This is a genomic window from Paracoccus methylarcula (genome assembly GCF_003007735.2).
In the GTDB taxonomy this organism is placed as follows: Bacteria; Pseudomonadota; Alphaproteobacteria; order Rhodobacterales; family Rhodobacteraceae; genus Paracoccus; species Paracoccus methylarcula.
The window spans coordinates 15,972-39,094 of the sequence record NZ_PXNQ02000011.1; the positions used below are offsets into that span (position 1 = coordinate 15,972).

Below are 23,123 nucleotides of genomic sequence, written 5' to 3' on the forward strand. Positions count from 1 at the left end.
CCCGCCGGAGCGTGGCAGAGGACAACATCTGTCTTCCCCGCAAAGGGAAGGCGATGCGCGGCCCAGGGGTAAGATGATCATCTGTCTTCGGTTCCGGAACAGGTGCACCCGCTATCCGAGCCCTGCCCGGGCCATCCGCCGATACATCGTCGTTCGCCCGATTCCCAAGAGGCGCGCCGCCGCCGAGACATTGCCTCCGGCCCGGGCCAGTGCCCGGGTCAGGACCACGCGCTCCGCGCTGTAGAAGCCCTGCTCGGCCAGGTCCGCATCGGATTCCAGCAGGTCGGCGGCCGGGACATGGGTGATGTCTCCTTCCCGCTCCAGTCCAAGGGCGCGGCGGGCCGTGAGAGTGGCGCCGATGACAAGATCGTCCCGGTCCACGGCCAGCAGCATGGCGGGATCGCTGCCGTCCTTCGAGGCGAAAATGATCCGGGCATCCGGATAGCAGGCCCGGAAATTCATCGCCTCGATCGTTCTGGCCACATTCGCGACGTGGGACAGGATCAGGCTGTTGCTATGCTCGTCCTGATCGTCGCGCGCCGAGGTCACGTCCAGCGCCGCCAGCAACCGCCCGTCAGGACCCCAGATCGGAGCAACCATGCAGGACATGTCGATATTGCGGGTCCGGAAATGTTCCTCTCTGTGGATGCAGATCTGCCGCCCTTCAACCAGGCAGGTACCGATCCCGTTGGTTCCCTGCACCGCTTCGGACCAATTCGCCCCGGGCCACAGGTCCCATTCCTGGAATTGCCGGGTATCTGCGGTGTGGATACGCTGATCCACCACCACGCCATCGGCATCGCTCAACAGGACGTTGCGCCCGGGCAATCCCACCAGCTTGAAAACCTGATCGAGTTGCGGGGTTGCGAGATGCAGGAATTTCCCGATCGCATCCCGGCGTAGCGATAATTCGGCCTCGGTCAGTCGTTCGGGGCGGTAATCCTCCGCCGGATCGAGCTCGAATTTCAAGGCCGAGCGGCGCCATGATGTTACTAGCGCAGAACCCGTTGATTTTGAATGTGATTTCTTGATAACTTCGGCAGAATGCCTTTGATATTTCCGCATATTACGTTGTAAAACCGACACCTTGGAAAAACAGGGAACCGACCCTTGACGTGATATGATAACATGACTGGAAATGGGTAATAAGTCAGAACTGAATAATTGGTTAACGGGCGGGAATGATCCTTCATCCGGGTCACTGCCGGACCCGCCCGCCCTTGGTTTCCAATATTTAGCTTGGCCTCGTCAGACTTATTCCGCGCCACCCGTAACTTCGCGGCGAACCCCGTCCTCAGGCTGCCGAGGCGATCTCGTCCTCATCCGTGAATTCCGCCGTCCGTGCCAGCGGCGACAGCAACAATGGCACGATCAGCAACCCGGCGAGGCCAAGATAGATGGTGGAAAAGCTCACCCGCTCGGCCAGGAAGCCGATACTTCCGGGCGCCAGCAGGATACCGGAATAGCCCATCATCGTCACCACGGCAAGGCCCACCCCGGGCGCCAGCATCGGCAGGTTCCCGGCGGCGGAAAAGGCGATGGGCACCAGGTTGGCGATGCCCAGCCCCGCAAAACCGAAACCGATGATCGCCATCACCGGCCCGGTCGCCATTCCGGCGATCCCCAGGCCCGCGATGGCCACTACCGCGCTAATCCGCAACATGCTGACAGCCCCCAGTTTCTGCCGCAGGAAGTCGCCCAGGAACCGCATCGCGGCCATGGTCGCGGCACAGGCGGCGAATCCCCAGCCCGCCAGTGACAGCGGTGCCTCCATCTCGCGTTGCAGATAAACCGCCGCCCAATCGAGAATCGCGCCTTCCGGCACCATGGAGCACAGCGCCATGAAACCGATGATGTAGGGTAAGGGCTGGCGCGGCAGCCGCAGCGGCGCCCGGGCCTCGCGCGCATCGGGCGTGTCATGCAGCATCCTCGGCAGCGCAAAGCCCAGCATGGCGGCAAAGATCAGCGTTGCCAGAATCGCGTGACCCATCTCTCCCAGGTGGGACAGCGCCATGCCTCCCAGTCCTGCGCCGACCACGCCGCCAAGGCTCCAGAATCCGTGGCAGGAAGACATGATCGCACGGCGGCGGGTGCGCTCGACAGCGACGGCATTGGCATTCATCGCCACATCCATGCCGCCCAGAAACCCTCCGAACAGCAAGACCGCAGCGGCCACCAGCAGCAGGTTCGGCGCCAGCGACATCAGCAAGAGCGTCGGCAGCGCAAGAAACGCCGACAGCCGCACGGCCCGGGCCGAGCCATGCCGCGCCGTCATCGCACCGAAGACCGGCATCACCAGAATCGAGCCCACGCCCAGCATCAGCACCACAAGCCCGGCGGTGGCCTCGCTGATGTCAAGCCGTGCCATCAATGCCGGCAGCTTGGGTGCCCAGCTGCCGATCATCAGCCCGTTGGCAAAGAACAATGCCGATACGGCCAAGCGGAAGGAACCCGCTGGCGGGGCGACGCGGCCAGTCATGACGTGTCTCCGTTCGGACGCCTACAGCATGCTTGGCACGACCAGGTCGGGCGGCCGGTGCCCGTCGGCATATGTCTTGACATTGATGATGACCTTCTCGCCCATCTCGTTGCGGCCCTCGACCGTGGCCGAGCCCATATGCGGCAGCAGGACCACATTTGGCAATTCACGTAGACGCGGGTTGATCTCGTGTCCATGCTCGAACACGTCGAGACCCGCTCCGGCGATCTCTCCGGCGCGCAGCATCCGGGTCAGGGCGTTCTCGTCGATCACCTCCCCGCGCGAGGTGTTCACGACCACGGCGGTCGGTTTCATCAGCTTGAGCCGCCTTGCGTTCAGCAGGTGGAAGGTCGAGGGCGTATGCGGCGCGTTCACGCTGACGATATCCATCCGCGCCAGCATCTGGTCCAGGCTTTCCCAGTAGGTGGCCTGCAATTCATCCTCGATCTCGGGGCGCAGGCGCTTGCGGTTGTGGTAATGCACCTGCATCCCGAAGACATTGGCCCGCCGCGCCACCGCCTGCCCGATCCGGCCCATGCCAAGGATGCCAAGGCGGCGCCCGCCGACGCGCCCGCCCAGATGCGCGGTCGGAGCCCATCCGCCCCACGTCCGGCCTGCATCTCGGCCAGGCCCTCGGGGATGCGGCGGGTCACGGCAAGGATCAGTGCCATGGCCATGTCGGCGGTATCCTCGGTCACGACACCGGGGGTGTTCGACACCAGCACGCCGCGCTGCCGGGCCGACATGACATCGATATGGTCCACCCCGGCGCCGTAATTCGCGATCAGCTTCAGGCGTTCTCCGGCCTGTGCCAGCATATTGGCGTCGATCTGGTCGGTGACCGTGGGCACCAGGACATCGCTGTCCTTCATCGCCGCGACCAGTTCCTCCCGGCTCATCTTGTGGTCGTCCTCGCGCAGGACGACATCGAAAAGCTCCTTCATCCGGGTCTCGATGGGTTCGGGCAGGCGGCGGGTGACGGTGACCCGCAGCTTGGGACGCGACGAGGTCGGGCTGGTTACGTGCATGATTGCCTCACTTTCTCGAAACCGTGTCGGTGGCGCACTTCCAATGCCGGGCGGCTTTTGGCAAACTGCCCGCGTTGAGGGGCAGGCACAAGACCCCTGAGAGGTCGCGCCCCGTCGCAAGCCGCCGAAACCGGTGGCGATACGGGATGATCGGCCCATAACCACGAAGGCCGGGCAGCCGGTCAGGCAGGAACGGAAAACGGATGACGAAGCGGGCAGTTTTCGGAAAAGGCACAGTAATCGGTCTGGCGCTGGCAGCAATGATGACGGGCCAGATGGCCCTTGGGGGAAGTGCCGGGCAAACTGGCGGCCGTCACATGCAGGATCCCAACGTCATCCTGGTGCAGAACAGCCTCTCGGCGGATGCGCAGATCAGCCGCAACACGACGCAGCAGCGCGGCCCGGTCACCAACCTGCCGATCCCCCGCTATGTCAGTCTCAAGGGCAGCGAGGGCAATGCGCGCCGTGGTCCCAGCCTTTCGCATCGCATCGATTGGGTCTTCCGTCATGCCGGGATGCCCCTGCGGGTGGTCGCTGAATTCGGCCATTGGCGCCGGGTCGAGGACAAGGACGGCGCCGGTGGCTGGGTGCATTACGCGCTCTTGTCGGGCGTCCGCACCGCCATCGTCATCCAGGACATGGCCGAGCTGCGCACCCGCCCGGATGCCGAGGCCGACATTGTTGCGCGGGCGGAATCGGGCGCGATCGTCCGCTTGGGTGAATGCAACCCCGGCTGGTGCAAGATCTCGGGTGGCGGAGAGCGGGGCTGGGTGCCCAAGACCTCGATCTGGGGCGTGGATCCCGACGAAATCCGCGAGTGATCCCGTATTTCGACATTTCCGGAACCGGGATTGTCACAAAGCGCGGGCCTGCCTCGTCTTCTTCATGTAGGCAGAACATGAGGAAGAGAGATGACCACGACACGAATGGAATATTTCAAGGCGGCCCCCGAAGCGATGAAACCGCTGGTCGCCCTTGAAAATTCGACCAGGGATTTGTCGATCCCCGCCCGGCTGCGCTGGCTGATGAAGATGCGGGCCTCCCAGATCAATGGCTGTGCCTTCTGCCTCGACATGCATGCATCCGAGGCCCGCGAGGCAGGTGTTACGCAGCAACAACTGGATGTTCTGGCCGCATGGCGCGAAAGCCCGGCCTTCGACGCCCGGGAACGTGCGGCGCTTGGCTGGTGCGATGCGCTGACCCGGATCGAGGCGACAGGCGCGCCCGATGCCGATTACGATGCGCTCGCCGCCGTCTTCAGCGAACGCGAGCGCACGGAACTGACCCTGATCATCACCACGATCAACGCCTGGAACCGCTTTGCGGTGGGATTCAGATCCGCCCATCCGATCCGGGAAGAGGCCGATGGGCACTGACCCGCATCTGGCCATATTCCAGGGGGAGCGCCGCCGTCTGGCGGGGCTCGCCTATCGCATGACCGGATCGGTGAGTGAAAGCGAGGATATCCTGCAACAGGCATGGATCATCTGGTCGCGGCAGGATCCCGATATCATCGATAACCCCGGCAAATGGCTGGGAACCTTGGTAACGCGGCTCTGCCTCGACTTCCTGAAATCGGCATATCGGCACCGCGAAACATATGTTGGCGCATGGCTGCCCGAGCCATTGCTGCAAGCCGAGGTGACAGATGCCGAACAGGACTGGATCGTGACCGAGGATGTCTCGATCGCGCTGATCCTGACGCTCGACAAATTGACACCCGAGATGCGCGCCGCCTTCATCCTGCGCGATGCCTTCGATTTCTCCTTTGACGAGATCGCCTCGGTCGTGGGCCGCACGCCCGAGAATTGCCGGCAACTGGTCTCGCGCGCGCGGCGGCGGATCGCGGGGGCGGATATTCCCGCGCGGATCCCGACGCAGGAGGCGCGGCAGATCACACAAGCATTCTGGCAGGCGAGCAGGCATGGCGACATGCAGGCCCTGCTGGATCTTTTCGCCGAGGAGATCGAGATCCATACCGATGGCGGCGGCAAGGTTCCGGCCGCGATGAACGCGCTGAAAGGCAAGGATCGGGCGGCCCGGTTCTTCGCCGGGCTGGCGCGCAAGGGCCTGGTCAAACCCCAGCCCTGCCCTCCCTTGCGCCGCATCAATGGCGCGCCCGGGATCGTCTCGACCGAGGCGGGCGATATCGTCCAGACGACCACGCTCGGCATACGGAACGGCCGGATCGCCGCCATCTGGATCACGCGCAATCCCGACAAGCTGCACCATTTGCGGCAGGATCCGGCGATGTCCTGATCAAGTGCCGGATTGCCCGCCACCCCCGTCCTTGTGGAAGAAATGCAAAAGGCGATGCAGGATCGGAGCGATCACGATCCCTGACATGGCCACGAAGACAAAGCCGGAATAGAGCGCGAACAGGCTGGCAAAGAGTTTCGCCCCGGGAGTCTGCGGCATCTCGGCCACGCCAAGGCCGCTGATCAATGTCGTGGCGTTCAGGGTCCCGCGCGGCCAGTCCATTCCCTCGAACAGGACAAACCCCGCAGCCCCGACCAGCACCGAGCCAATAAACAGGCAAAGCGCCGCCAGCACATGGATGAAAACCCGCAGGCGGAACCTGCTGGCCGAGATCGGCGGCTCGTTTCGACGTTCATACATAAGGGACAGTTTCGCCAGTTCGGCCTTGAAGGCAATGCCGGGATCGAGGGAAATCTTACACCGGGCAGCGGTGATAGCGCCGCGTCTCACCGTTTTCCGTCATGTCCAGCAGATCGCCATGGCTGCGCAGGCTCACCTGCCGCTCAAAGCTCTCGCCCTCGCCGGTGCAGATCAGCCTTGCCTGCAGGCCATCGGCGCCCGGCCGGGCAGGCTCCATGCGGCAAACCGACTCGTAAAAGCGGAACTGGTCGCCGGAAACGGTCAGCCGGGTCAGCGACAGATCCTGCCCGCAACCGTCCGGGTTCAGGTCATATATTCCGCTCGCCACCTCTGCTGGTGGCGGGTTTTCCTCGACACAGCCGGTCAGCAGCACCGCCCCGAAACCTATCATTATCCAGCGCATGAGCATCTGCCATCCTCCGGGGACCGTCTCAATCCAGATCGCGCCCCTTCAGCAACGCATCGATCCCCGGCATCCGTTCCCTGAAGGCGAGCCACAATTTTTCGGCAGGCGCAGAACCGCCGCGCGACAGGATGGTTTCCTCCAGCCGCCGCGCCACGCCCGGATCAAAGATGTCGCCCGTCTCCTCGAACGCGGCGAAGGCATCGGCATCCATGACCTCGGACCACATGTAGCTGTAATAGCCGCTGGCATAGCTGTTGCCCGAGAAGACATGCGCGAAATGCGGGGTGGCATGGCGCATCGGAATCGCGCGCGGGGCCTCCAGCCCGGCCAGGACCCCGCCCTGCCGCGCCATCGGATCGGCGGGCGGCGCGCCGCGATGAAAGGCCAGATCGACCAGGGCGCTTTCCAGGTATTCCACCGTCGCGAAACCGGCATCCGCCTTGCCCGCCGCCACGACCCGGTCGCGCAGATCGGCGGGCATCGGCACTCCGCTCTGGTAGTGCCGTGCATGGGCGTCCAGCACCTGCGGCTGTTCCAGCCAGTGTTCGTATAGCTGGCTGGGCAGTTCGACGAAATCCTGCGCGACCGAGGTGCCGGAAATCGAGGGCCAATGCACATCCGACAGGATATGATGGGTCGCATGGCCGAATTCGTGGAACAGCGTCAAGGCGTCATCCCATGACAGGAAGGCCGGTTCGCCGGGCGCATCCGGGGCGGTGAAATTGCACACATTCACCACGATGGGCCGCTGTCCCTCGCCGATCTTGTGCTGATCCTGCAGCGCCGAGCACCATGCGCCCGAACGTTTCCCGGGCCGGGCAAAGTAATCGCCCAGGAAGATCGCCATCAATTCGCCCTCCCGCGTCACTCGCCATGCCTTGACATCCGGCGACCAGAGCGGCGCGTCGATCGGCTGGAACTCCAACCGATACAAGCGATTCGCCACGTCGAACACCGCACCCAGCATCGCGTCCAGCGTCAGGTAGGGCTTGACCTCGGCCGGATCGACATCGTGGCGCATGCGCCGCAGCCGCTCGGCATAGAGCCGCCAATCCCATGGCTCCAGGGCGGTATTCACGCCATCCTCCCGCGCCAGACGCGACAGTTCGGCCTCGTCTTCCTGGGCGCGCTTGCGGGCGGCTTTCCAGACCTGCCCCAGCAGGGCCTCGACCCTACCGGCATTGCCCGCCATCTCGGGCTCCAGCTTGTAGGCGGCGAAATCCTCGTAGCCCAGCAAGCGCGCCAATTCGTGCCGCAACGCCAGGATCTCGGTCACGATGGGCAGGTTATCACTCGCCTCGCCGCCCGCGCCCTGCCCCGATCCGCGCGCCGCCCATGCGTTGAATGCGACTTCGCGCAGAGCCCGATCCTGCGCATGCTCCAGGAACGGCACGATCAGCGAACGGTTCAGCGTCACGATCTGCCCGGGCAGATCACGCTCTTTCGCTGCCGCCCGCATCGCGCGGACCAGCCAATCGGGCAGCCCTTCCAGGCGGTCATCGTCAACCGGCAGGACATAGTCGCGTTCATCGGCCAGCACATTCTGCGCGAATTGCGTGGTCAGCACCGCCATGCGCGCGCGAATCTCTGCCATCCGCTCACGTGCCACACCTTCCAGCCCGGCCCCGGCGCGGGTCAGGTCGCGCAGCGCCAGCTCGGCGATCCGCCGATCCTCGGGCGCGAGCGTTTCCACCTTTTCCGCCACCTCCTTGACCCGCGCATAAAGCCGCGGATCCATGCTGGTCCTGCTGTTATATGCCGCCAATTTCGGAGCAAAATCGCGCTGCAACGCCTCTCGCGCCGGGTTCGAATCTACGCCTGCCAATGTATAGAAGACGGCCAGCACGCGGCTCAGCCCCTCCTCGGCGGTTTCCAGCGCGGCAATTGTGTTGCTGAAATCCGCCGGTTCGGGATTGGCGGCGATCTTTTCCATCGCGGCTTCGGCGCGGGTCAATTCGGCCTCGAATGCCGGGGCGAAATCCTCGTCGTTGATCAGGTCGAAACGGGGCAGGCCCTCGGGGCCGGTCCAGCGGGTCAGTTCCGGGTTCATGCGGATCTCCTGTCTGCGCAGCGCAGCCTAATCCGAGCCGGAGGCGGTTTCCAGAGCAGTCGGAAAACGCTCCGCAAAGGCGCGCTCGCCATCGCGCGAAAACTCGACGATCCGGCTGTCCGGCCGCAGGCGTGCCCAGCCCAGGGCCTCGATCCGTCCCAGCAAGGCGCGGCCCAGGCTGCCCGCCAGATGCTTGCGCCGCTCGCTCCAGTCCAGGCAGTCGCGGCACAGCGGCGCACGCCCTTGGCGCAGAGCGTCGAGATCGATCCCGAAATCGCGCATGAAGCCCTGCCCGGCAGATGTCAGCCGAGGTCCATCCCCGATGTCGAGAAATCCCCGCGCCTGCAGGCTGTCGTAAAGCTGCGTCCCCATCTCTCCCGCCAGGTGGCGATAGCAGATCCGCGCCTTGCGCAGTGCCGCGTCGCGTGGACCGATCCGGCTGCGCAGATGGCCGGACCCGGCAGCCACCCCCATCAGCGTTTCCAGCAGATGCCCGACATCATCGCTCGCCAGCGCTAGATATTTGTGCCGCCCCTGCTTTGCCTGTCGCAAGAGTCCGCCTTCGGTCAGCCGGGCCAGATGCGTGCTGGCGGTCTGCTGGGTCACGCCAGCCTCATGCGCCAGTTCGGTGGCGGTCAGGGCGCGCCCGCTCATCAACGCGACCAGCATGTTGGCGCGGGCGGGATCGCCGATCAGCGCGGCGATTCGGGCAATGTCGGGTCCGTCTTTCATAGTTCGATGCTAACCGAAGCATTTCCGCCCGCCAAGATGCTAATCTGCCCGCATCACCTGTCACCAGAGGATAACAATATGCTCACCTGCATCATCCGATACGAGATCGACCCGACACGCCCCGAGATGTTCGCCGAATATGCCCGCAACTGGGGTCAGGCGATCCCGCGCTGCGGTGCCGATCTGATCGGGTATTTCGCCCCGCATGAGGCTCGGCCACGCTGGCCTATGGCATCTACAATATCCCGAGCCTCACTGAGTATGAAGCCTATCGCGCAAGGCTGTCGGCCGATCCGCTTGGCCGGCGCAATTACGACTTCGCGCGCAGCGAGGGTTTCATCCGCCGCGAGGACCGCACATTCCTGAAACTGGCCTCGGCCCCGCATGGAGATGCCGCATGATCGCCGTGATCTTCGAAGTCAGGCCCGCAGGCGCCAAGGCCCGCGAGGACTACATGGCCATCGCCGCCTCGCTGCGTCCGCTGCTGGAACAGGTCGACGGCTTCATCTCGATCGAACGCTTCCAGAGCCTGAACGATCCCGACCGCATCCTGTCACTGTCCTTCTTTCGCGACGAGGAGGCCGTGCGGCAATGGCGCAATCTCAGCCAGCATCGCGAGGCGCAGCGGCAGGGGCGTGGCGGGGTCTTTGCCGATTACCGGCTGCGCGTGGCCCATGTGATCCGCGATTACGGCATGGAGCGGCGCGAGGAAGCCCCCACCGACAGCCGCGAAACCCATCAGGCGTGACGATGCCCCCGGCAAACCGGGCAGTCCTCGCGCGCGGGGGTCGCGATCATCCGGGTTTCACCGTAAAGCCCGTCGAAGATCAGCATCCGCCCGCGCAGCCCTTCGCCCGCGCCGGTCAGGTGCTTGATCGCCTCCAGCGCCATGATGCTGCCGATCACGCCCGGCAGGGCGCCGACCACCCCGGCCTCGGCGCAGGCGGGGGCAAGGCCCGGCGCGGGCGCTTCGGGGAACAGGCAGGCCATGCAGGGTCCGCTTTGGGCCGGGTCGTAAAGTGTCACCTGCCCCTCCCATTGCGCGATGGCGCCGGCAAGCAGCGGCACGCCCGCTGCCACGCAGGCACGGTTTATCTCGTCGCGCGCGGCAAAACTGTCGGTTCCGTCGATGACCAGATCATGCTCCGCGACAAGATCGGTATCGGCCCCCGTGATGCGGCGATGCAGCGGTGTCACCTCGATATGCGGGTTCAGTTCGGCCATATTGGCGGCGGCGGCATCGGTCTTCATTTCGCCGCACTGGCTGCTTCGAAAGATCACTTGCCGCTGCAGGTTCGACAGGCTGACCGTATCGTCATCGGCCAGCGTGATCCGCCCGACACCGGCCGCGGCAAGGTAGAGGCAGACCGGGGCACCCAGCCCCCCTGCCCCGACGACAAGCACTCTAGCCCCGCGCAGCCGCATCTGGCCGGGCCCGCCGATCTCGCGCAGGACGAGATGGCGGGCATAGCGGTCAATCTCGGCATCCGACATTTGCCCATCATCGGCCGGTGGCATGCCAGCATCGGCTTCCGGAGCCAGCGCGCGCAAGCGGCGCAACACCATGCGATAGGTCAGAACCAGCACGGCGAAACCGCCCCCCACGAGCCATCCCGTCAGGGAAGCGCCGATGGAGCGGGCAAGCCCGCTCTCGGGTGCCGTGCCCAGCAGCAGGGCTATTGCCAGCCACAATCCTCCGGTCATCGCCAAAGCCACCCGTCCGGGAAGTCGCAACACCAACGCCAGAGCGACCAATGCGGCAATCGACAGCAACCCCGGCATCAGACCGCCCCGGTCGAGCCGAACCCGCCCGCGCCACGAGCCGTTGCAACGACATTCCGGACCTCGGTGAACCTGGCCTGCGGGGCGGGTGCGATGACGATCTGCGCGATACGGTCGCCATGGCTGACGCGATACGGCGCTTCGCCCAGGTTGATCAGGATCACGCCGAGCGGGCCGCGATAGTCGCTATCGATCGTGCCCGGAGCATTGACCAGGGACACCCCGTGTTTCAGCGCCAATCCCGAACGCGGCCTGACCTGCACCTCCCATCCCGCCGGGATCTCGAGGATCAACCCGGTCGGGATCAGCGCACGCTGGCCGGGAGCCAGTTCCATCCCGTCCCGCGCGCCTTGGGGGAAATTCGCGCGCAGATCCGCCCCTGCGGCACCTGCGGTCTCATAGGCGGGCAAGGGCAGTGCGCTGTCCGCGCCCTCCAGCCTCTTGATCCTGATTTCCGGCGCGTCTGACATATTTGCCCCCCGGCATGCAAAGGCCGCGCGGCGATGCCTGCGCGGCCCGGATTTCGCGGTCTCGCGTGACGCGGTCAGCGCGGCGAGATCATCATCACCATCTGCCGGCCTTCCATCTTCGGCATGGCGTCGATCTTTCCGGCCTCGCCGACATCGTCCTTGACGCGGTTCAGCAATTCCAGCCCCAGATCCTGATGCGCCATCTCGCGGCCGCGGAAGCGCAAGGTGATCTTGACCTTGTCACCCGATTCGAGAAACTTCATGACGTTGCGCATCTTGACATCATAGTCATGGGTATCGGTTCCCGGCCGGAACTTGACCTCCTTGATGTCGATGACCTTCTGCTTCTTGCGCGCCTCGGCCTCGCGTTTCTGCTGTTCGTACTTGAACTTGCCAAGGTCCATCACCTTGCAGACCGGAGGGGTCGCGTTCGGCGAGATCTCGACCAGATCGAGCCCGGCCTCCTGTGCCATCTGCAGCCCGACCGAGGGCGACACGACGCCGACATTCTCTCCATCAGCGCCAATCAGGCGAATTTCGGCCACGCGAATGCGGTCATTGACGCGGGGACTGTGTCACGGGTGGGCGGTGCGTTATGCGGTCTGCGGGCTATGGTATTGCTCCTTTTATAACCATGGCGTGAATGTCGGGAAAATAAGCGCGGCGCGGCGGCGATTCAACCGAATTCACCGGTTCGAGATGTGCAAAACACCGCTTTTTTCACGCTTTTGTCGCAATGCGGGGATCGTTGGTGCCTTTTCGCGACGCGCGGCCTGTGCGATAGACGAACCACCGGGACCGAGCCGAAGGACAAGTCATGCGCAAGTTACTACTCCCGATCCTGATTCTTGCCGCCGCCGCCGCTGCGTGGTGGTGGTATCAGCAGCAGGCACCCGAAACCGGGACTGCCGATCCCGAAGCGGCCGGAACCGCGCCAGAGACATCTTCGCAGAATGCGGCCGACATCGCCGAAGAGACTGCCGGAGACACGGCGGAAGCCGCAGAAGATGCTGCCGGGGAAACCCCGGCAGAGCAGCCTGCCGAAGCCGATCTGGAGGAGACGACAGAGGCGGCCAATGAAGCGGCGGATGCTGCGGCGGATGCCGCTGCCGTTGCCGCCGATGCCGCGGCGGAGGCGGTGCAGGCCTCCGAGCAAACCGGCGTCACGGCCACGGATGCAGCAGCCGAGGAGGCCGAGGCCGCAGCCGAAGCTGCGCTGGATGCAGCCGGTCGCGCCGCCGATGCCGCAGCCAATGCAAACAGCCAGGACGCTCCCGCCGCCGTCGAGGACTCCGCCGATGCCGCCGCCAGCGCCGCCGCAGAGGCCGCATCCGCCACGGGTGAGGCTGCCGATGCCGCCTCTGTGGCTGCCGGGATCGAGGCGGCCCTTACTCCCGAAGGTTTCGATGCAGGAAAGGTCGAGGAGCTGATCGAATCCGCCTCGATCTCCGATGCGCAGAAAGCGACGCTCAAGCGCCTGGTCGAAAGCGCCAGCAGCAATCCCGACCTGCTGCGCGCAGCCCTGGATCAAGTCAAATCCGTGATGAAATAAGCAAGTATTACAATGGTATCCGAGTTTCCGAACCTTCTTGACTATCTACGCCAAAAACCCAAGACCCTGGCCAAGGGGCCCTTGGCGATTCTGCTGATCGAAGACGATGCCGCGGTGAACGAGACATTGCAGCATCATCTGAAGCTGGGCTTCCGCCATCTTCTGGTCCTGTCGCCCGAACCGGTTGCCCTGCCGGAAAGCGGCTCGGCCCGGATGACCAATCTGCATTGGCAGACCCGCCGGCCCGCCGCGCATGTCGACGCGATCAACGCGGTGAATGACGCGGTGCCCGAGGGAACCTGGCTTTATTACTGTTTCAACGCCGAGTTCCTGTTCTATCCCTTTTCCGAGACCCGCAGCATCGGCGAGATGCTGGCCTTCCATGTCGAGGAGCGTCGCTCGGCGATGCTGACCTATGCCATCGATCTCTACGCTCCCGATCTGGATTGCTCCCCCAACGCCGTCGATCTTGAGCAGACCATGTTCGATCGCACCGGCTATTACGCATTGGCGCGAACCAATCGCGAGGATCACCCGATAGAACGGCAGCTGGATTTTTTCGGCGGCCTGCGCTGGCGTTTCGAAGAGCATCTGCCCAGGGACCGGCGGCGGATCGACCGAATCTCGTTGTTCCGGGCCGCCAAGGATCTGCGGATCACAGCGGACCATCGTTTCAACATCGAGGAATACAACACTTATTCCTGCCCGTGGCACCACAACATGACAGCGGCGATCGGCTCGTTCCGTGTTGCCAAGGCGCTGCGGACCAATCCCGGATCGCGCGACAGTGTCGGCAGTTTCGTCTGGCGCAATTCGCTCCCTTTCGAGTGGAAGGCGCAACAATTGATGGATTTCGGCCTGATGGAGCCCGGCCAGTGGTTCTGATCGGCCCGGGCTCTGGCAAAATGTGCAATAATCCAGACAGGGCCTTGCGCTTGCACGGACTTGGCTGCGAATGATAGACGGAACGTCAACTTGAACACCGAGCGGTCGGCAGGACCGCGCATGACAGGGAAGGCAGGACTGAATGGCGATGACGCAAACGAGCTTTGACCGCGACGAGCTGCTCGCCTGCGCGCGGGGTGAGCTGTTCGGCCCCGGAAATGCCCAATTGCCGGAACCGCCGATGCTGATGATGGACCGCATCACCGAAGTGTCGGAGGATGCCGGAGCGCATGGCAAGGGCCATATCGTCGCCGAGTTCGACATCCATCCCGACCTTTGGTTCTTTCCCTGCCATTTTCCCGGCAACCCGATCATGCCCGGCTGCCTCGGCCTCGACGGGCTGTGGCAGCTGACCGGCTTCAACCTTGGCTGGCGCGGCTGGCAGGGGCGCGGCTATGCGCTTGGGGTGGGCGAGGTCAAGCTGACCGGCATGGTCCGTCCCGACCGCAAGATGCTGCGCTATTTCGTCGATTTCACCAAGGCCGTGCAGACCCGCCGCCTGACCATGGGCGTGGCGGATGGCCGCGTCGAAGCGGATGGCGAGGTGATCTATCAGGTCAAGGACATGAAGGTCGCCCTTTCGGCGAGTTAACCCAACATTCAAGGAGGCCCCCATGCGACGCGTCGTGATCACCGGGCTCGGAATCGTTTCTCCCATCGGCAATAATGCCGGGGAAGTCACCGAAAGCCTGCGGCAGGGGCGTTCCGGCATCGTCTTTGCCCCGGAATATGCCGAGCATGGCTTTCGCAGCCAGGTTCACGGCATGCCGCAGATCGACCTGACGGAACATGTCGACAAGCGCAACCTGCGCTTCATGGGCCCCGGCGCGGCCTATAACTTCATCGCGATGGAGCAGGCCATCGCCGATAGCGGGCTGGAGGAAAGCGATGTTTCCAACCCGCGCACCGGCTTGATCATGGGTTCGGGCGGGCCGTCGACCTCGAATTTCTTCGACGCGCACCGGATCGTCATCGAGAAGGGCGCGCCGAAGCGCATGGGGCCGTTCATGGTGACGCGCTGCATGTCCTCGACCAACTCGGCCTGCCTTGCGACGCCGTTCAAGATCAAGGGTGTGAATTATTCGATCACATCGGCCTGCTCGACCAGTGCGCATTGCATCGGCAACGGGGTCGAGCAGATCCAGATGGGCAAGCAGGATATCGTCTTTGCTGGTGGTGGCGAGGAACTGGACTGGACGCTGTCCTGCCTGTTCGACGCGATGGGGGCGATGTCGTCCAAATATAACGACACGCCCGAGACCGCCTCGCGCCCCTATGACGAGACCCGCGACGGTTTCGTGATCGCGGGTGGCGGCGGAGTCCTCGTGCTGGAGGAGCTGGAACACGCCAAGGCCCGCGGCGCAAAGATATATGCCGAGGTCACCGGCTACGGCGCCACCTCGGACGGTTACGACATGGTCGCCCCGTCTGGCGAAGGTGGCGAGCGGTCCATGCGGCTGGCGGTCGAGACCCTGCCCGAAGGGCGCAAGGTCTCTTACGTGAACGCGCATGGCACCTCGACCCCCGTGGGCGATGTCGGCGAGATCAAGGCGCTGCGCCGGGTCTTTGGCGAGGGCAGCACGCCTCCGGTCAGTTCGACCAAGTCGCTGACTGGCCACAGCCTTGGCGCGACCGGCGTGCATGAGGCGATCTATTGCCTGCTGATGTTGCAAAATGACTTCATCGCGGCATCGGCGAATGTCCAGGCACTGGACCCCGAGATTCAGCCGGGTGAAATTGCGACCAGCCGGGTGGATGATGCCAATCTGGATTCGGTTCTGTCGAACAGCTTTGGATTCGGCGGCACAAACGCCTCGCTGCTGATGTCGAAATATTTGGAATAAAACAAGAAACAATATCGAGGACGGAATATGGGCGATCTTCTTGAAGGCAAGCGAGGGCTTGTGATGGGGGTCGCGAATGAGCGCTCCATCGCTTGGGGTATTGCCCGCGCCGCCGCGGCCGAAGGGGCCGAACTGGCATTCAGCTATCAGGGCGAGGCATTCGGCAAACGGGTGGCGCCCCTGGCTGAATCGGTCGGATCGGATTTCCTGCTGGATGTCGATGTGACCGATGACGACAGCCTGGACGCGGCCTTTTCGGACATTTCCAACCGTTGGGGGCGGCTGGATTTCCTGATCCATGCCATCGCCTATTCCAACAAGGACGAACTGACCGGACGCTTCGTCGATACCAGCCGGGCGAATTTCAAGCATTCGCTGGATATCTCCTGCTATTCGCTGATCGAGATCGCCCGCCGCGCCATGCCGCTGATGGCCCCGGGATCGACGATCCTGACCATGACCTATGCCGGTTCCAACCGGGTAACGCCATTCTACAACGTCATGGGCGTGGCCAAGGCGGCGCTGGAATCCAGCGTCCGTTACCTTGCCAATGACCTCGGCCCCGACGGCATCCGCGTGAACGCCATCTCTCCCGGTCCGATGAAGACGCTGGCCGGGGCGGCTATCGGCGGCGCGCGCAAGACCTTCCGCCATACCGAGGCGAACGCGCCGCTGCGCGCCAATGCCACGCTGGAGGCGATCGGCGGCACAGCCGTCTGGCTGATCTCGGACTGGGGCGCCTGCACGACCGGCGAGATCGTGAAGGTCGATGGCGGTTACCACGTTCTCGGCATGCCGCAGAGCGAAAACCTGTGATCTGGGTCTTCGACGCCTACGGGACGCTGTTCGACGTGGACGGCGCGGCCCGCCAGGCAGCGCAAGACGATCCGTCTCTTGCGGATGTCTGGGCGGATCTGTCCGCGGATTGGCGGCGAAAGCAGCTTGAATATTCCTGGATGCGGGCAATCACCGGTGATCACGCCGATTTCTGGCAGGTCACCGCCGAAGCGCTGGACTGGGCTGCCGAGCGCCATGGCGCCACGGCAGATCAATCCGCCCGCCTGCTGGAACTTTACCGTCGGCTGCCCGCCTATCCCGAGGTGCCGCAAACCCTTGACCGGCTGCGCGCGGATGGCGCGCAAACCGCGATCTTCTCGAACGGCAGCCCCCGGATGCTGGCCGAAGCGGCCGCCTCGGCCGGGCTGGAGAATCGGCTGGACGCGCTGCTTTCGGTCGAAACCGCCGGGCGTTTCAAGCCTTCGGCCGAATCCTATCGCATCGTGACCGAGCATTTCGGCTGCAAGCCGGACGACATCACCTTCGTGTCCTCGAATGGCTGGGATATCTATGGTGCCGCCCGTTTCGGTTTTTCGACTGTCTGGGCCAATCGCGCGGGGTTGCCGGTCGACCGCCTGCCCTGCCGGCCCGGACGCATCCTGTCCGATCTCGGGGGGCTCTGATGACCGCATTCTTCACCGCCCCTGACGGCGCCCGCCTCGCCTACCGGGATGAAGGCGAAGGGTTGCCGATCCTGTGCCTTGCTGGGCTGACCCGTAATATGGCCGATTTCGACTATGTCGCCCCACATCTGCCGGATGCCCGGCTGATCCGGATGGATTACCGCGGGCGCGGACAGTCCGACCGGACCGGCGCCGAAACCTATACCGTGCCGCAGGAAGGCAAGGACGCGCTGGCGCTGCTGGATCACCTGGGAATCGGCAAGGTGGCAGTCCTGGGCACCTCGCGGGGCGGATTGATCGGGCTGGTCCTGGCCGCGACCGCCCGTGACCGGCTGCTTGGTCTTTGCCTCAACGATGTCGGCCCCGAGATCGAACGCCCGGGGCTGGAACGTATCTTCGACTATGTGGGCCGCAACCCGTCGGCAAAAACCCATGCGGCGCTGGCCGAACGCCTGCCGGCGGCCATGCCCGGCTTTGCCGATGTGCCCGAGGGCCGCTGGCTTGCCGATGCGCGGAAACATTACGAGGAAACCCCCGAGGGGCTGCGGATCAGATATGACCCGGCGCTGCGCGAGGCATTCCTCGCCGCTTTCGAGGGTGATTCCCCCGATCTGTGGCCGCTATGGGACGCGACGGCCGGTCTTCCCGTCGCCTTGATTCGCGGCGCGAATTCCGATCTGCTCTCTGCTGCTGTGGCGCAAGAGATGAAACGCCGCCGCCCGGACATGATCTTTGGCGAAGTGCCGGGCAGAGCGCATGTGCCATGGTTGGACGAAGCCGTATCTGTGCGGGTGTTGGCCGACTGGTTCAGCATGATGCAGGGGGACCCTAGACGCTAGGACTCCCATGACATATGGATCCCGTAAATTAGTGCTTTTTAAGGGGCTCGGCTGCTTGAATCGTCCGATGTCGGGGATCTCCATTTCCTGATGACAGTTGTGCCGCGCGCGATCTGACCGTTCAGGATGGGAATTGGGACTCGGGCGGCAGCCTTTACCCAAGGTGGTGCAAATGGATTGTCCCGATCTCCAGTTTCATTCGCAGATGGCGGATTGGAATGTAGTTTCCTATGCCACCTATTACGAATCGGTGGTTGCCGAACCCGAAAAGGTCGTCACGCGTGACGGTATCGGGATCCCCGAAGATATGCGTGGCGCGGTCTTCACCAAGATCAACGGCAAGACGCGCTATCTGCTCGACCCGGCGGATCGTGACCTCCTGTCCGGGTTGCGCGAGGGCAAGCGTGTCGCGGTGCTGGTCGATCCGGAAAGTGGCGAGGCCGGGCGTGACGAGTCCGGCAGGCTGATCCTGCTGGACGCGCCCCGTGACAAGAAGAAGCCTGCGGGCTTTGACCGGATGGTGGGATGGCGCACCCCCAGTGGCGTTACGCTGCAGCATGGCGGCAGTATTCCCCGGATGCTAGATGCGCTACAGGGCATCTTTCCCGAGGTGAATGTCATCCGGCTGGATTTCAACGCCGCGACCGTGATGAATGAAAAACGGGCAGAGAACTGGGCGCAATTCGCCGATCAGGCCGCCGCCCGTGGCTATCGCCTCATCATCCAGAATTCCGATGGCGAATTGGCCGGCGGCTTCGTCAAGGGCGGCAGGTCCGGCAAGGAGGTCGTCCCGCGCACACAACTGGGGCCGGTGGATGCGCTGGACGATCCGGACGGCGACTGGAAGATCAACGATGTCAGGGATGACTGGGAAACCATGCTGCAATGGTTCCGCGATCCCGCACATGAGCGGATCTTCTCGGCGGTGGCTGGCTGGGAACTGATCAACGAGCCGATGGCCTATGGGAACAAGCCCAAGGAGGCCGCGCTTTATAGCAGGCACATCGCCGATCTGATTTATTCGCTCGATTGGGGTGACAAGCGCCTGTTCGTCGGTGGGATGCGCGCCTCGGCACAATTCGCGGATCTCGACCACGATCTGATCCGGCAAGCCGCAGGCGACAAGCTGGTCTGGTCGGCGCATATGTATCCGGGCTGGGTGACGGCGGCTTATCCGCAAAGCAGCGGCGAAACCTTCACGAAGCAAATCTGCGGCCGTATCGGAACGCTGGATCAACCCGGCGATGACATTATCGTCACCGAGTCCCAGCTATACAGCTCGGCCGGTTCCCTTGACCCGGCCACCTCCGGGAAACGCGCTCATACCAGCTTCAACATGGCCCGAAAACTGCCATGGTTCGCGGATCAGGGGATCGGCTGGACATGGTGGCCACCGACAGGCCGGAACAGCGATTTGCTGAAATGGCAAGGCGCGAGGAAGGGCTGGCATGTGCAGATCGAATCCGCCGCTTTCGCGCATTGGGGCTGGACCCGGGACAACAGCACGCCACCAGAGGAAGGCGAGCATTGGGGCAGCGGCGAGGCCGACAGGATGGTCGTCGATCCGCGGGCCAGCGCCTCTGTCGACGGGCTGGTTGGTGGGGTCAACAACCCGCATGGGCTGGCCTATGGGCTTGGGGGCGATGACGATCTGCAAGGACATGACGGCATCGATATGCTTTATGGCGGGGCCGGAAATGATACGCTGAATGGCGGACCGGGCGATGACTGGCTTTTCGGGGGACGCGGCGATGATGGGCTGGATGGCGGCGATGGCAATGACGTGCTCATCGACCCTGAGGGCGGCAACCATCTGACCGGCGGGACCGGAGACGACCATCTGGAAGGAAGCGGCACCCTGGAAGGCGGGCCTGGCGCGGATGTCCTGATCGCATCCTATGATGGCGAGGATCTGCTTGTGGGCGGCGACGGTTCCGACCGTTTCCTGCCCGATATGCGCGGACAGGTCACGATCCGGGATTTCATCCCGGGAGAGGACAGGCTGGATCTGTCGATGATCTCCGGCACGAAACCCTGCAAGATAGGGCTCCGGCTCATCGCAGGTGGCGAAGATGCCGAATTGTCATGGGACGGAGCAACGATTCATTTGCCCGGAGCAGGACAGTTGACGCGTCGCGACCTGGCACAGGCCGGCGCTTGCCGGCTGCAGATCAGGAACTGAGCCCCCGCATCGGGCCATGCGCGGCCCTCGATGCATGGCAGGGCCACTTTCCCTTCTGGGAAAGACCCTGCCCTTCTTCTTCATGAAAATATCCGAATCCAGCGGCTACAACGCATAGATCCGCCTGAATTTTTCTTCCAGGTAATCCAGTAGCGGCTCCGGCCCGACCTTGGCGCCGGTCGCCTCTTCGATCAGGCGGCGCGGCGGCATCAATCCCCCGTGCCGTTGCAGGTTCTCGCGCAGCCATTCCACGCCCGGCCCGGCATCGCCCTGCGCAAGATGCTCGTCCAGATCGGGCACCGCCTTGCGCATCGCGGCATTCAGGCAACCGGCATAGACATTGCCCAGGGCATAGGTCGGGAAATAGCCGAACAGGCCCACGGACCAATGCACATCCTGCAAAAGGCCATTTGAAGGCCGGTCCACCACAACTCCGAAATCCTTGAGGAAGCGCGCGTTCCAGGCCTCCACCAGGTCCCCGGCATCAAGCTCCCGGCGATCAGGTCGCGCTCAAGATCGAAGCGCAGCATGATATGCAGGTTATATTGCACCTCGTCGGCCTCGGTGCGGATATAGCCTGGCGTGACCCGGTTCACCGTCGCATAGAAGGCATCCGCGTCATCGATGTTCAACCCGTCGAAAGCATCCGACATGCGGTGAAACAGCCAACCGGCAAAGGCGCGTCCCCGGCCCATCTGGTTCTCGTAGATACGGCTCTGGCTTTCATGAACGCCCATCGACACGCCGCGCCCCAATGGGGTAAAGGCGTAATCGTCGTCGATCCCCTGCTCATAGCTGGAATGGCCGACCTCGTGGATGGTCGAGTAAAGGCAGTTGAACGGATCGGTCTCGACCACGCGCGTGGTGATGCGGCTATCCTGCCAGCGCCCGCTGCTGAAAGGATGCACGGCCAGGTCAAGCCGCCCCCGCGTCCAGTCATAGCCGAAACCCGAGGCGCAGACGCGGGCCAGCCGAAGCTGGGTCTCCTGCGGGAAATGCCCGTCCAGTTTTCCGGGTTGACGCTCCGCCCCCAGCACATCCTCGCGCAGAGTTACCAGGCGTGGGCGCATGGCGTCGAACAGCGTGGCGATTTCCGCAGCCGTGGTCTCGGGCTCGTAATCCTCAAGCAGCGCATCGTAGAGATCGCCGCCATCGGCCAGCGCCGCCGCCTCTTCGCGCTTCAGCGACAGCACCTTGTCCAGCACCGGCAGGAAATCCTCCGGCGCCTCGTTGGCGCGCGCCTCGGCCCAGATTCCCTGCGCCAGAGAGGTGGTCCTGGCGATCTCGGTGGCCAGACGGGCGGGCACCCGGCTGGCACGGGTGAAATCGCGCTCGATCAGCTCGACGATCCGCCTTTCGGCCTCGGTCGAGGGATTTGCGGCGGCCAGCCATTCGCCGATACGCGGATCGGTGCGGCGCTCATGCAGCACCTCTTCCATCGCCGCCATTTCCTCGGAACGCTGCTCGGTCGCACCGCGCGGCATCACCGTTTCCTGGTCCCAGCCCAACCGCTCGGCGACAGAGGACAGCGCCTCGGTCTGACGCTGGAAAGCGAGAAGATCGTCCATGGCACTCATTTGCTGGTCCCCCTGACCGAGGTTTCATATGGGTAACGGGCGTGATGGCGGGCGCGGATGATCAGCGTGAACAATGCCACCGCGCCAAGCTGATGGGTCAGCGCAAGCGGCAAGGGCGAGGCGTGAAGCACATTCATGATCCCCAGCCCCACCTGCATGGCGACCATGACGATCATGGCCGTAAACGCCCCCCGTGTCACCGGATGCGGAGACCGGCGGGCGCGCAGCCAGACCACCACCGCGAATATCGCCAGCAGATAACCCGTCATGCGGTGGATGAACTGCACCAATGCCGGGTTCTCGAAGAAGTTCCGCCAGCCGAGCGCCGGATCCCAGATTGCCGCAGGGATCCATTCGCCGCCCATGGTCGGCCAGCCGGTATATTGCCGCCCGGCATCGATCCCGGCGACCAGTGCGCCCAAAAGGATCTGCAGGAAGGCCAGATGCATCAGCCCGGTGGACATGGAGAACAGCTTCGCTTCGCCTGCCCTGCGCGCCCGCAGCAATTCCGCCTCGCTGCGGGACAGGAGCGTGACATACCACGCGATCAGCCCGAGGATCAGGAAGGCCAGCCCCAGATGGATCGCCAGCCGGTAAGATGCCACGCGGGTCATCCCCTCGACCAACCCGGAGCTGACCATCCACCAGCCGATCGCGCCCTGCAACCCGCCAAGCGCGCCAAGCGTCAGCAACCGGGGCGTCCAGCCCACCGGGATGCGCCTTGCCGCAAGAAAGCCGATAAAGCCCACGGCCCAGATCAGCCCGACCAGCCGTCCCAGCAACCTGTGCGACCATTCCCACCAGTAGATCCGCTTGAAACCGGCCAGATCCATGTCCGAGTTGACCTCGGTAAATTGCGGGATCTGCTTGTAAGCCTCGAATTCCGCTTGCCAATCCGCCTCGGATCCCGGTGGAAGCGCCCCCGTCACCGGCGCCCATTCGGTGATCGACAGGCCCGATCCGGTCAACCGCGTCGCACCCCCAAGGGCGATCATCGTGGCGACCAGGACGAAAAGGACCATCAGCCATAGCCGGATGGCCCTGCGCGCGCCCTTCGGGGCGGCGTCGATCAGGCCGGTCGGGGCCATGGGGCGGCTGGCGGTGTCATCCGAGACTTCCTCGAAAACGGGGCGCTTGGCCATCGCTTGCTCCTCTTGG

At 64.0% G+C, this 23,123-nt stretch carries 22 protein-coding genes and 3 pseudogenes; 13 read left to right on the plus strand and 12 right to left on the minus strand.

The window, feature by feature from the left end; genetic code table 11:
* Window positions 1-111: 111 nt before the first annotated feature.
* The 3 genes and pseudogenes from A7A09_RS16370 to A7A09_RS16380 all read right to left on the minus strand — a co-directional run bounded on the left by A7A09_RS16370 (window position 112) and on the right by A7A09_RS16380 (window position 3,507).
* The gene (locus A7A09_RS16370) at window positions 112-1,065 is read right to left on the minus strand and encodes a helix-turn-helix domain-containing protein (protein WP_106692411.1); all 954 of its coding nucleotides are present in this window, start codon (window positions 1,063-1,065) and stop codon (window positions 112-114) included.
* A 229-nt stretch (window positions 1,066-1,294) separates the two neighbouring features.
* A complete protein-coding gene (locus A7A09_RS16375; protein ID WP_106692412.1) occupies window positions 1,295-2,479 on the minus strand; it encodes an MFS transporter in 1,185 nt (394 codons plus the stop codon).
* Window positions 2,480-2,500: 21 nt separating this feature from the next.
* A pseudogene (locus tag A7A09_RS16380) lies at window positions 2,501-3,507 on the minus strand (2-hydroxyacid dehydrogenase).
* A 203-nt stretch (window positions 3,508-3,710) separates the two neighbouring features.
* On the opposite strand from A7A09_RS16380, the gene A7A09_RS16385 reads away from it, so the two are divergent.
* From A7A09_RS16385 to sigJ, 3 genes are all read left to right on the plus strand, one after another.
* Complete coding sequence (locus tag A7A09_RS16385; protein WP_245999402.1) at window positions 3,711-4,328, plus strand: SH3 domain-containing protein; 618 nt, start codon at window positions 3,711-3,713, stop codon at window positions 4,326-4,328.
* A gap of 90 nt (window positions 4,329-4,418) precedes the next feature.
* A complete protein-coding gene (locus A7A09_RS16390) occupies window positions 4,419-4,883 on the plus strand; it encodes a carboxymuconolactone decarboxylase family protein (RefSeq protein ID WP_211341161.1) in 465 nt (154 codons plus the stop codon).
* Window positions 4,873-5,766: an RNA polymerase sigma factor SigJ gene (gene sigJ / locus A7A09_RS16395; protein ID WP_106692415.1), complete on the plus strand. Its 894-nt coding sequence runs from the start codon at window positions 4,873-4,875 to the stop codon at window positions 5,764-5,766. The genes A7A09_RS16390 and sigJ overlap by 11 nt, the downstream gene beginning before the upstream one ends.
* Here sigJ and A7A09_RS16400 read toward each other — a convergent pair whose 3' ends face one another.
* The 4 genes from A7A09_RS16400 to A7A09_RS16415 are packed head-to-tail and all read right to left on the minus strand — an operon-like array spanning window position 5,767 to window position 9,314.
* Complete coding sequence (locus tag A7A09_RS16400; protein WP_211341162.1) at window positions 5,767-6,216, minus strand: hypothetical protein; 450 nt, start codon at window positions 6,214-6,216, stop codon at window positions 5,767-5,769.
* Window positions 6,182-6,529: a hypothetical protein gene (locus A7A09_RS16405; protein WP_148043699.1), complete on the minus strand. Its 348-nt coding sequence runs from the start codon at window positions 6,527-6,529 to the stop codon at window positions 6,182-6,184. The genes A7A09_RS16400 and A7A09_RS16405 overlap by 35 nt, the downstream gene beginning before the upstream one ends.
* 28 nt (window positions 6,530-6,557) lie before the next feature.
* Window positions 6,558-8,582, minus strand: a complete 2,025-nt coding sequence (locus A7A09_RS16410; RefSeq protein WP_106692418.1) for a M3 family metallopeptidase — start codon at window positions 8,580-8,582, stop codon at window positions 6,558-6,560.
* 27 nt (window positions 8,583-8,609) lie between these two features.
* Entirely contained in the window at window positions 8,610-9,314 is a 705-nt protein-coding gene (locus A7A09_RS16415; protein ID WP_106692419.1) for an ArsR/SmtB family transcription factor, read from the minus strand.
* A gap of 78 nt (window positions 9,315-9,392) precedes the next feature.
* On the opposite strand from A7A09_RS16415, the pseudogene A7A09_RS16420 reads away from it, so the two are divergent.
* Together A7A09_RS16420 and A7A09_RS16425 are read left to right on the plus strand one after the other, a co-directional pair.
* Window positions 9,393-9,715, plus strand: a pseudogene (locus A7A09_RS16420) (NIPSNAP family protein).
* Window positions 9,712-10,062, plus strand: a complete 351-nt coding sequence (locus A7A09_RS16425) for an antibiotic biosynthesis monooxygenase family protein (protein WP_106692420.1) — start codon at window positions 9,712-9,714, stop codon at window positions 10,060-10,062. The pseudogene A7A09_RS16420 and the gene A7A09_RS16425 overlap by 4 nt, the downstream one beginning before the upstream one ends.
* Here the strand turns inward: A7A09_RS16425 and A7A09_RS16430 are convergent.
* From A7A09_RS16430 to infC, 3 genes are all read right to left on the minus strand, one after another.
* On the minus strand, window positions 10,053-11,096 hold the full coding sequence (locus tag A7A09_RS16430) for a HesA/MoeB/ThiF family protein (protein ID WP_106692421.1): 1,044 nt from the start codon (window positions 11,094-11,096) through the stop codon (window positions 10,053-10,055). The two genes, A7A09_RS16425 and A7A09_RS16430, sit on opposite strands and share 10 nt — an antisense overlap.
* Entirely contained in the window at window positions 11,096-11,566 is a 471-nt protein-coding gene (dut, locus tag A7A09_RS16435; RefSeq protein WP_106692422.1) for a dUTP diphosphatase, read from the minus strand. The genes A7A09_RS16430 and dut overlap by 1 nt, the downstream gene beginning before the upstream one ends.
* Window positions 11,567-11,640: 74 nt before the next feature.
* Window positions 11,641-12,111: a translation initiation factor IF-3 gene (gene infC / locus A7A09_RS16440; RefSeq protein ID WP_245999403.1), complete on the minus strand. Its 471-nt coding sequence runs from the start codon at window positions 12,109-12,111 to the stop codon at window positions 11,641-11,643.
* A 272-nt stretch (window positions 12,112-12,383) separates the two neighbouring features.
* On the opposite strand from infC, the gene A7A09_RS16445 reads away from it, so the two are divergent.
* The 8 genes from A7A09_RS16445 to A7A09_RS21890 all read left to right on the plus strand — a co-directional run bounded on the left by A7A09_RS16445 (window position 12,384) and on the right by A7A09_RS21890 (window position 20,388).
* Entirely contained in the window at window positions 12,384-13,118 is a 735-nt protein-coding gene (locus tag A7A09_RS16445) for a translation initiation factor 3 (RefSeq protein WP_211341163.1), read from the plus strand.
* A 12-nt stretch (window positions 13,119-13,130) separates the two neighbouring features.
* Window positions 13,131-14,003: a glycosyltransferase family 2 protein gene (locus A7A09_RS16450; protein WP_106692423.1), complete on the plus strand. Its 873-nt coding sequence runs from the start codon at window positions 13,131-13,133 to the stop codon at window positions 14,001-14,003.
* A gap of 142 nt (window positions 14,004-14,145) precedes the next feature.
* Window positions 14,146-14,655 carry a bifunctional 3-hydroxydecanoyl-ACP dehydratase/trans-2-decenoyl-ACP isomerase gene (gene fabA, locus A7A09_RS16455; RefSeq protein WP_106692424.1) on the plus strand — a complete coding sequence of 170 codons (510 nt, stop codon included), beginning with the start codon at window positions 14,146-14,148 and terminating at the stop codon, window positions 14,653-14,655.
* A gap of 22 nt (window positions 14,656-14,677) precedes the next feature.
* Window positions 14,678-15,907: a beta-ketoacyl-ACP synthase I gene (gene fabB, locus A7A09_RS16460; protein WP_106692425.1), complete on the plus strand. Its 1,230-nt coding sequence runs from the start codon at window positions 14,678-14,680 to the stop codon at window positions 15,905-15,907.
* A gap of 27 nt (window positions 15,908-15,934) precedes the next feature.
* Entirely contained in the window at window positions 15,935-16,723 is a 789-nt protein-coding gene (locus A7A09_RS16465; protein ID WP_106692426.1) for an enoyl-ACP reductase FabI, read from the plus strand.
* A complete protein-coding gene (locus A7A09_RS16470; RefSeq protein ID WP_106692427.1) occupies window positions 16,720-17,367 on the plus strand; it encodes a haloacid dehalogenase type II in 648 nt (215 codons plus the stop codon). The genes A7A09_RS16465 and A7A09_RS16470 overlap by 4 nt, the downstream gene beginning before the upstream one ends.
* Window positions 17,367-18,206, plus strand: coding sequence for an alpha/beta fold hydrolase (locus A7A09_RS16475; RefSeq protein WP_106692428.1), 840 nt, complete (start codon window positions 17,367-17,369; stop codon window positions 18,204-18,206). The genes A7A09_RS16470 and A7A09_RS16475 overlap by 1 nt, the downstream gene beginning before the upstream one ends.
* Window positions 18,207-18,378: 172 nt before the next feature.
* The gene (locus tag A7A09_RS21890; RefSeq protein WP_106692429.1) at window positions 18,379-20,388 is read left to right on the plus strand and encodes a calcium-binding protein; all 2,010 of its coding nucleotides are present in this window, start codon (window positions 18,379-18,381) and stop codon (window positions 20,386-20,388) included.
* A gap of 105 nt (window positions 20,389-20,493) precedes the next feature.
* Here the strand turns inward: A7A09_RS21890 and A7A09_RS16485 are convergent.
* Window positions 20,494-21,965, minus strand: a pseudogene (locus A7A09_RS16485) (carboxypeptidase M32).
* The gene (gene ctaA / locus A7A09_RS16490; RefSeq protein ID WP_106692430.1) at window positions 21,962-23,107 is read right to left on the minus strand and encodes a heme A synthase; all 1,146 of its coding nucleotides are present in this window, start codon (window positions 23,105-23,107) and stop codon (window positions 21,962-21,964) included. Before ctaA ends, A7A09_RS16485 begins: the two are co-directional and overlap by 4 nt.
* Window positions 23,108-23,123: the final 16 nt, after the last annotated feature.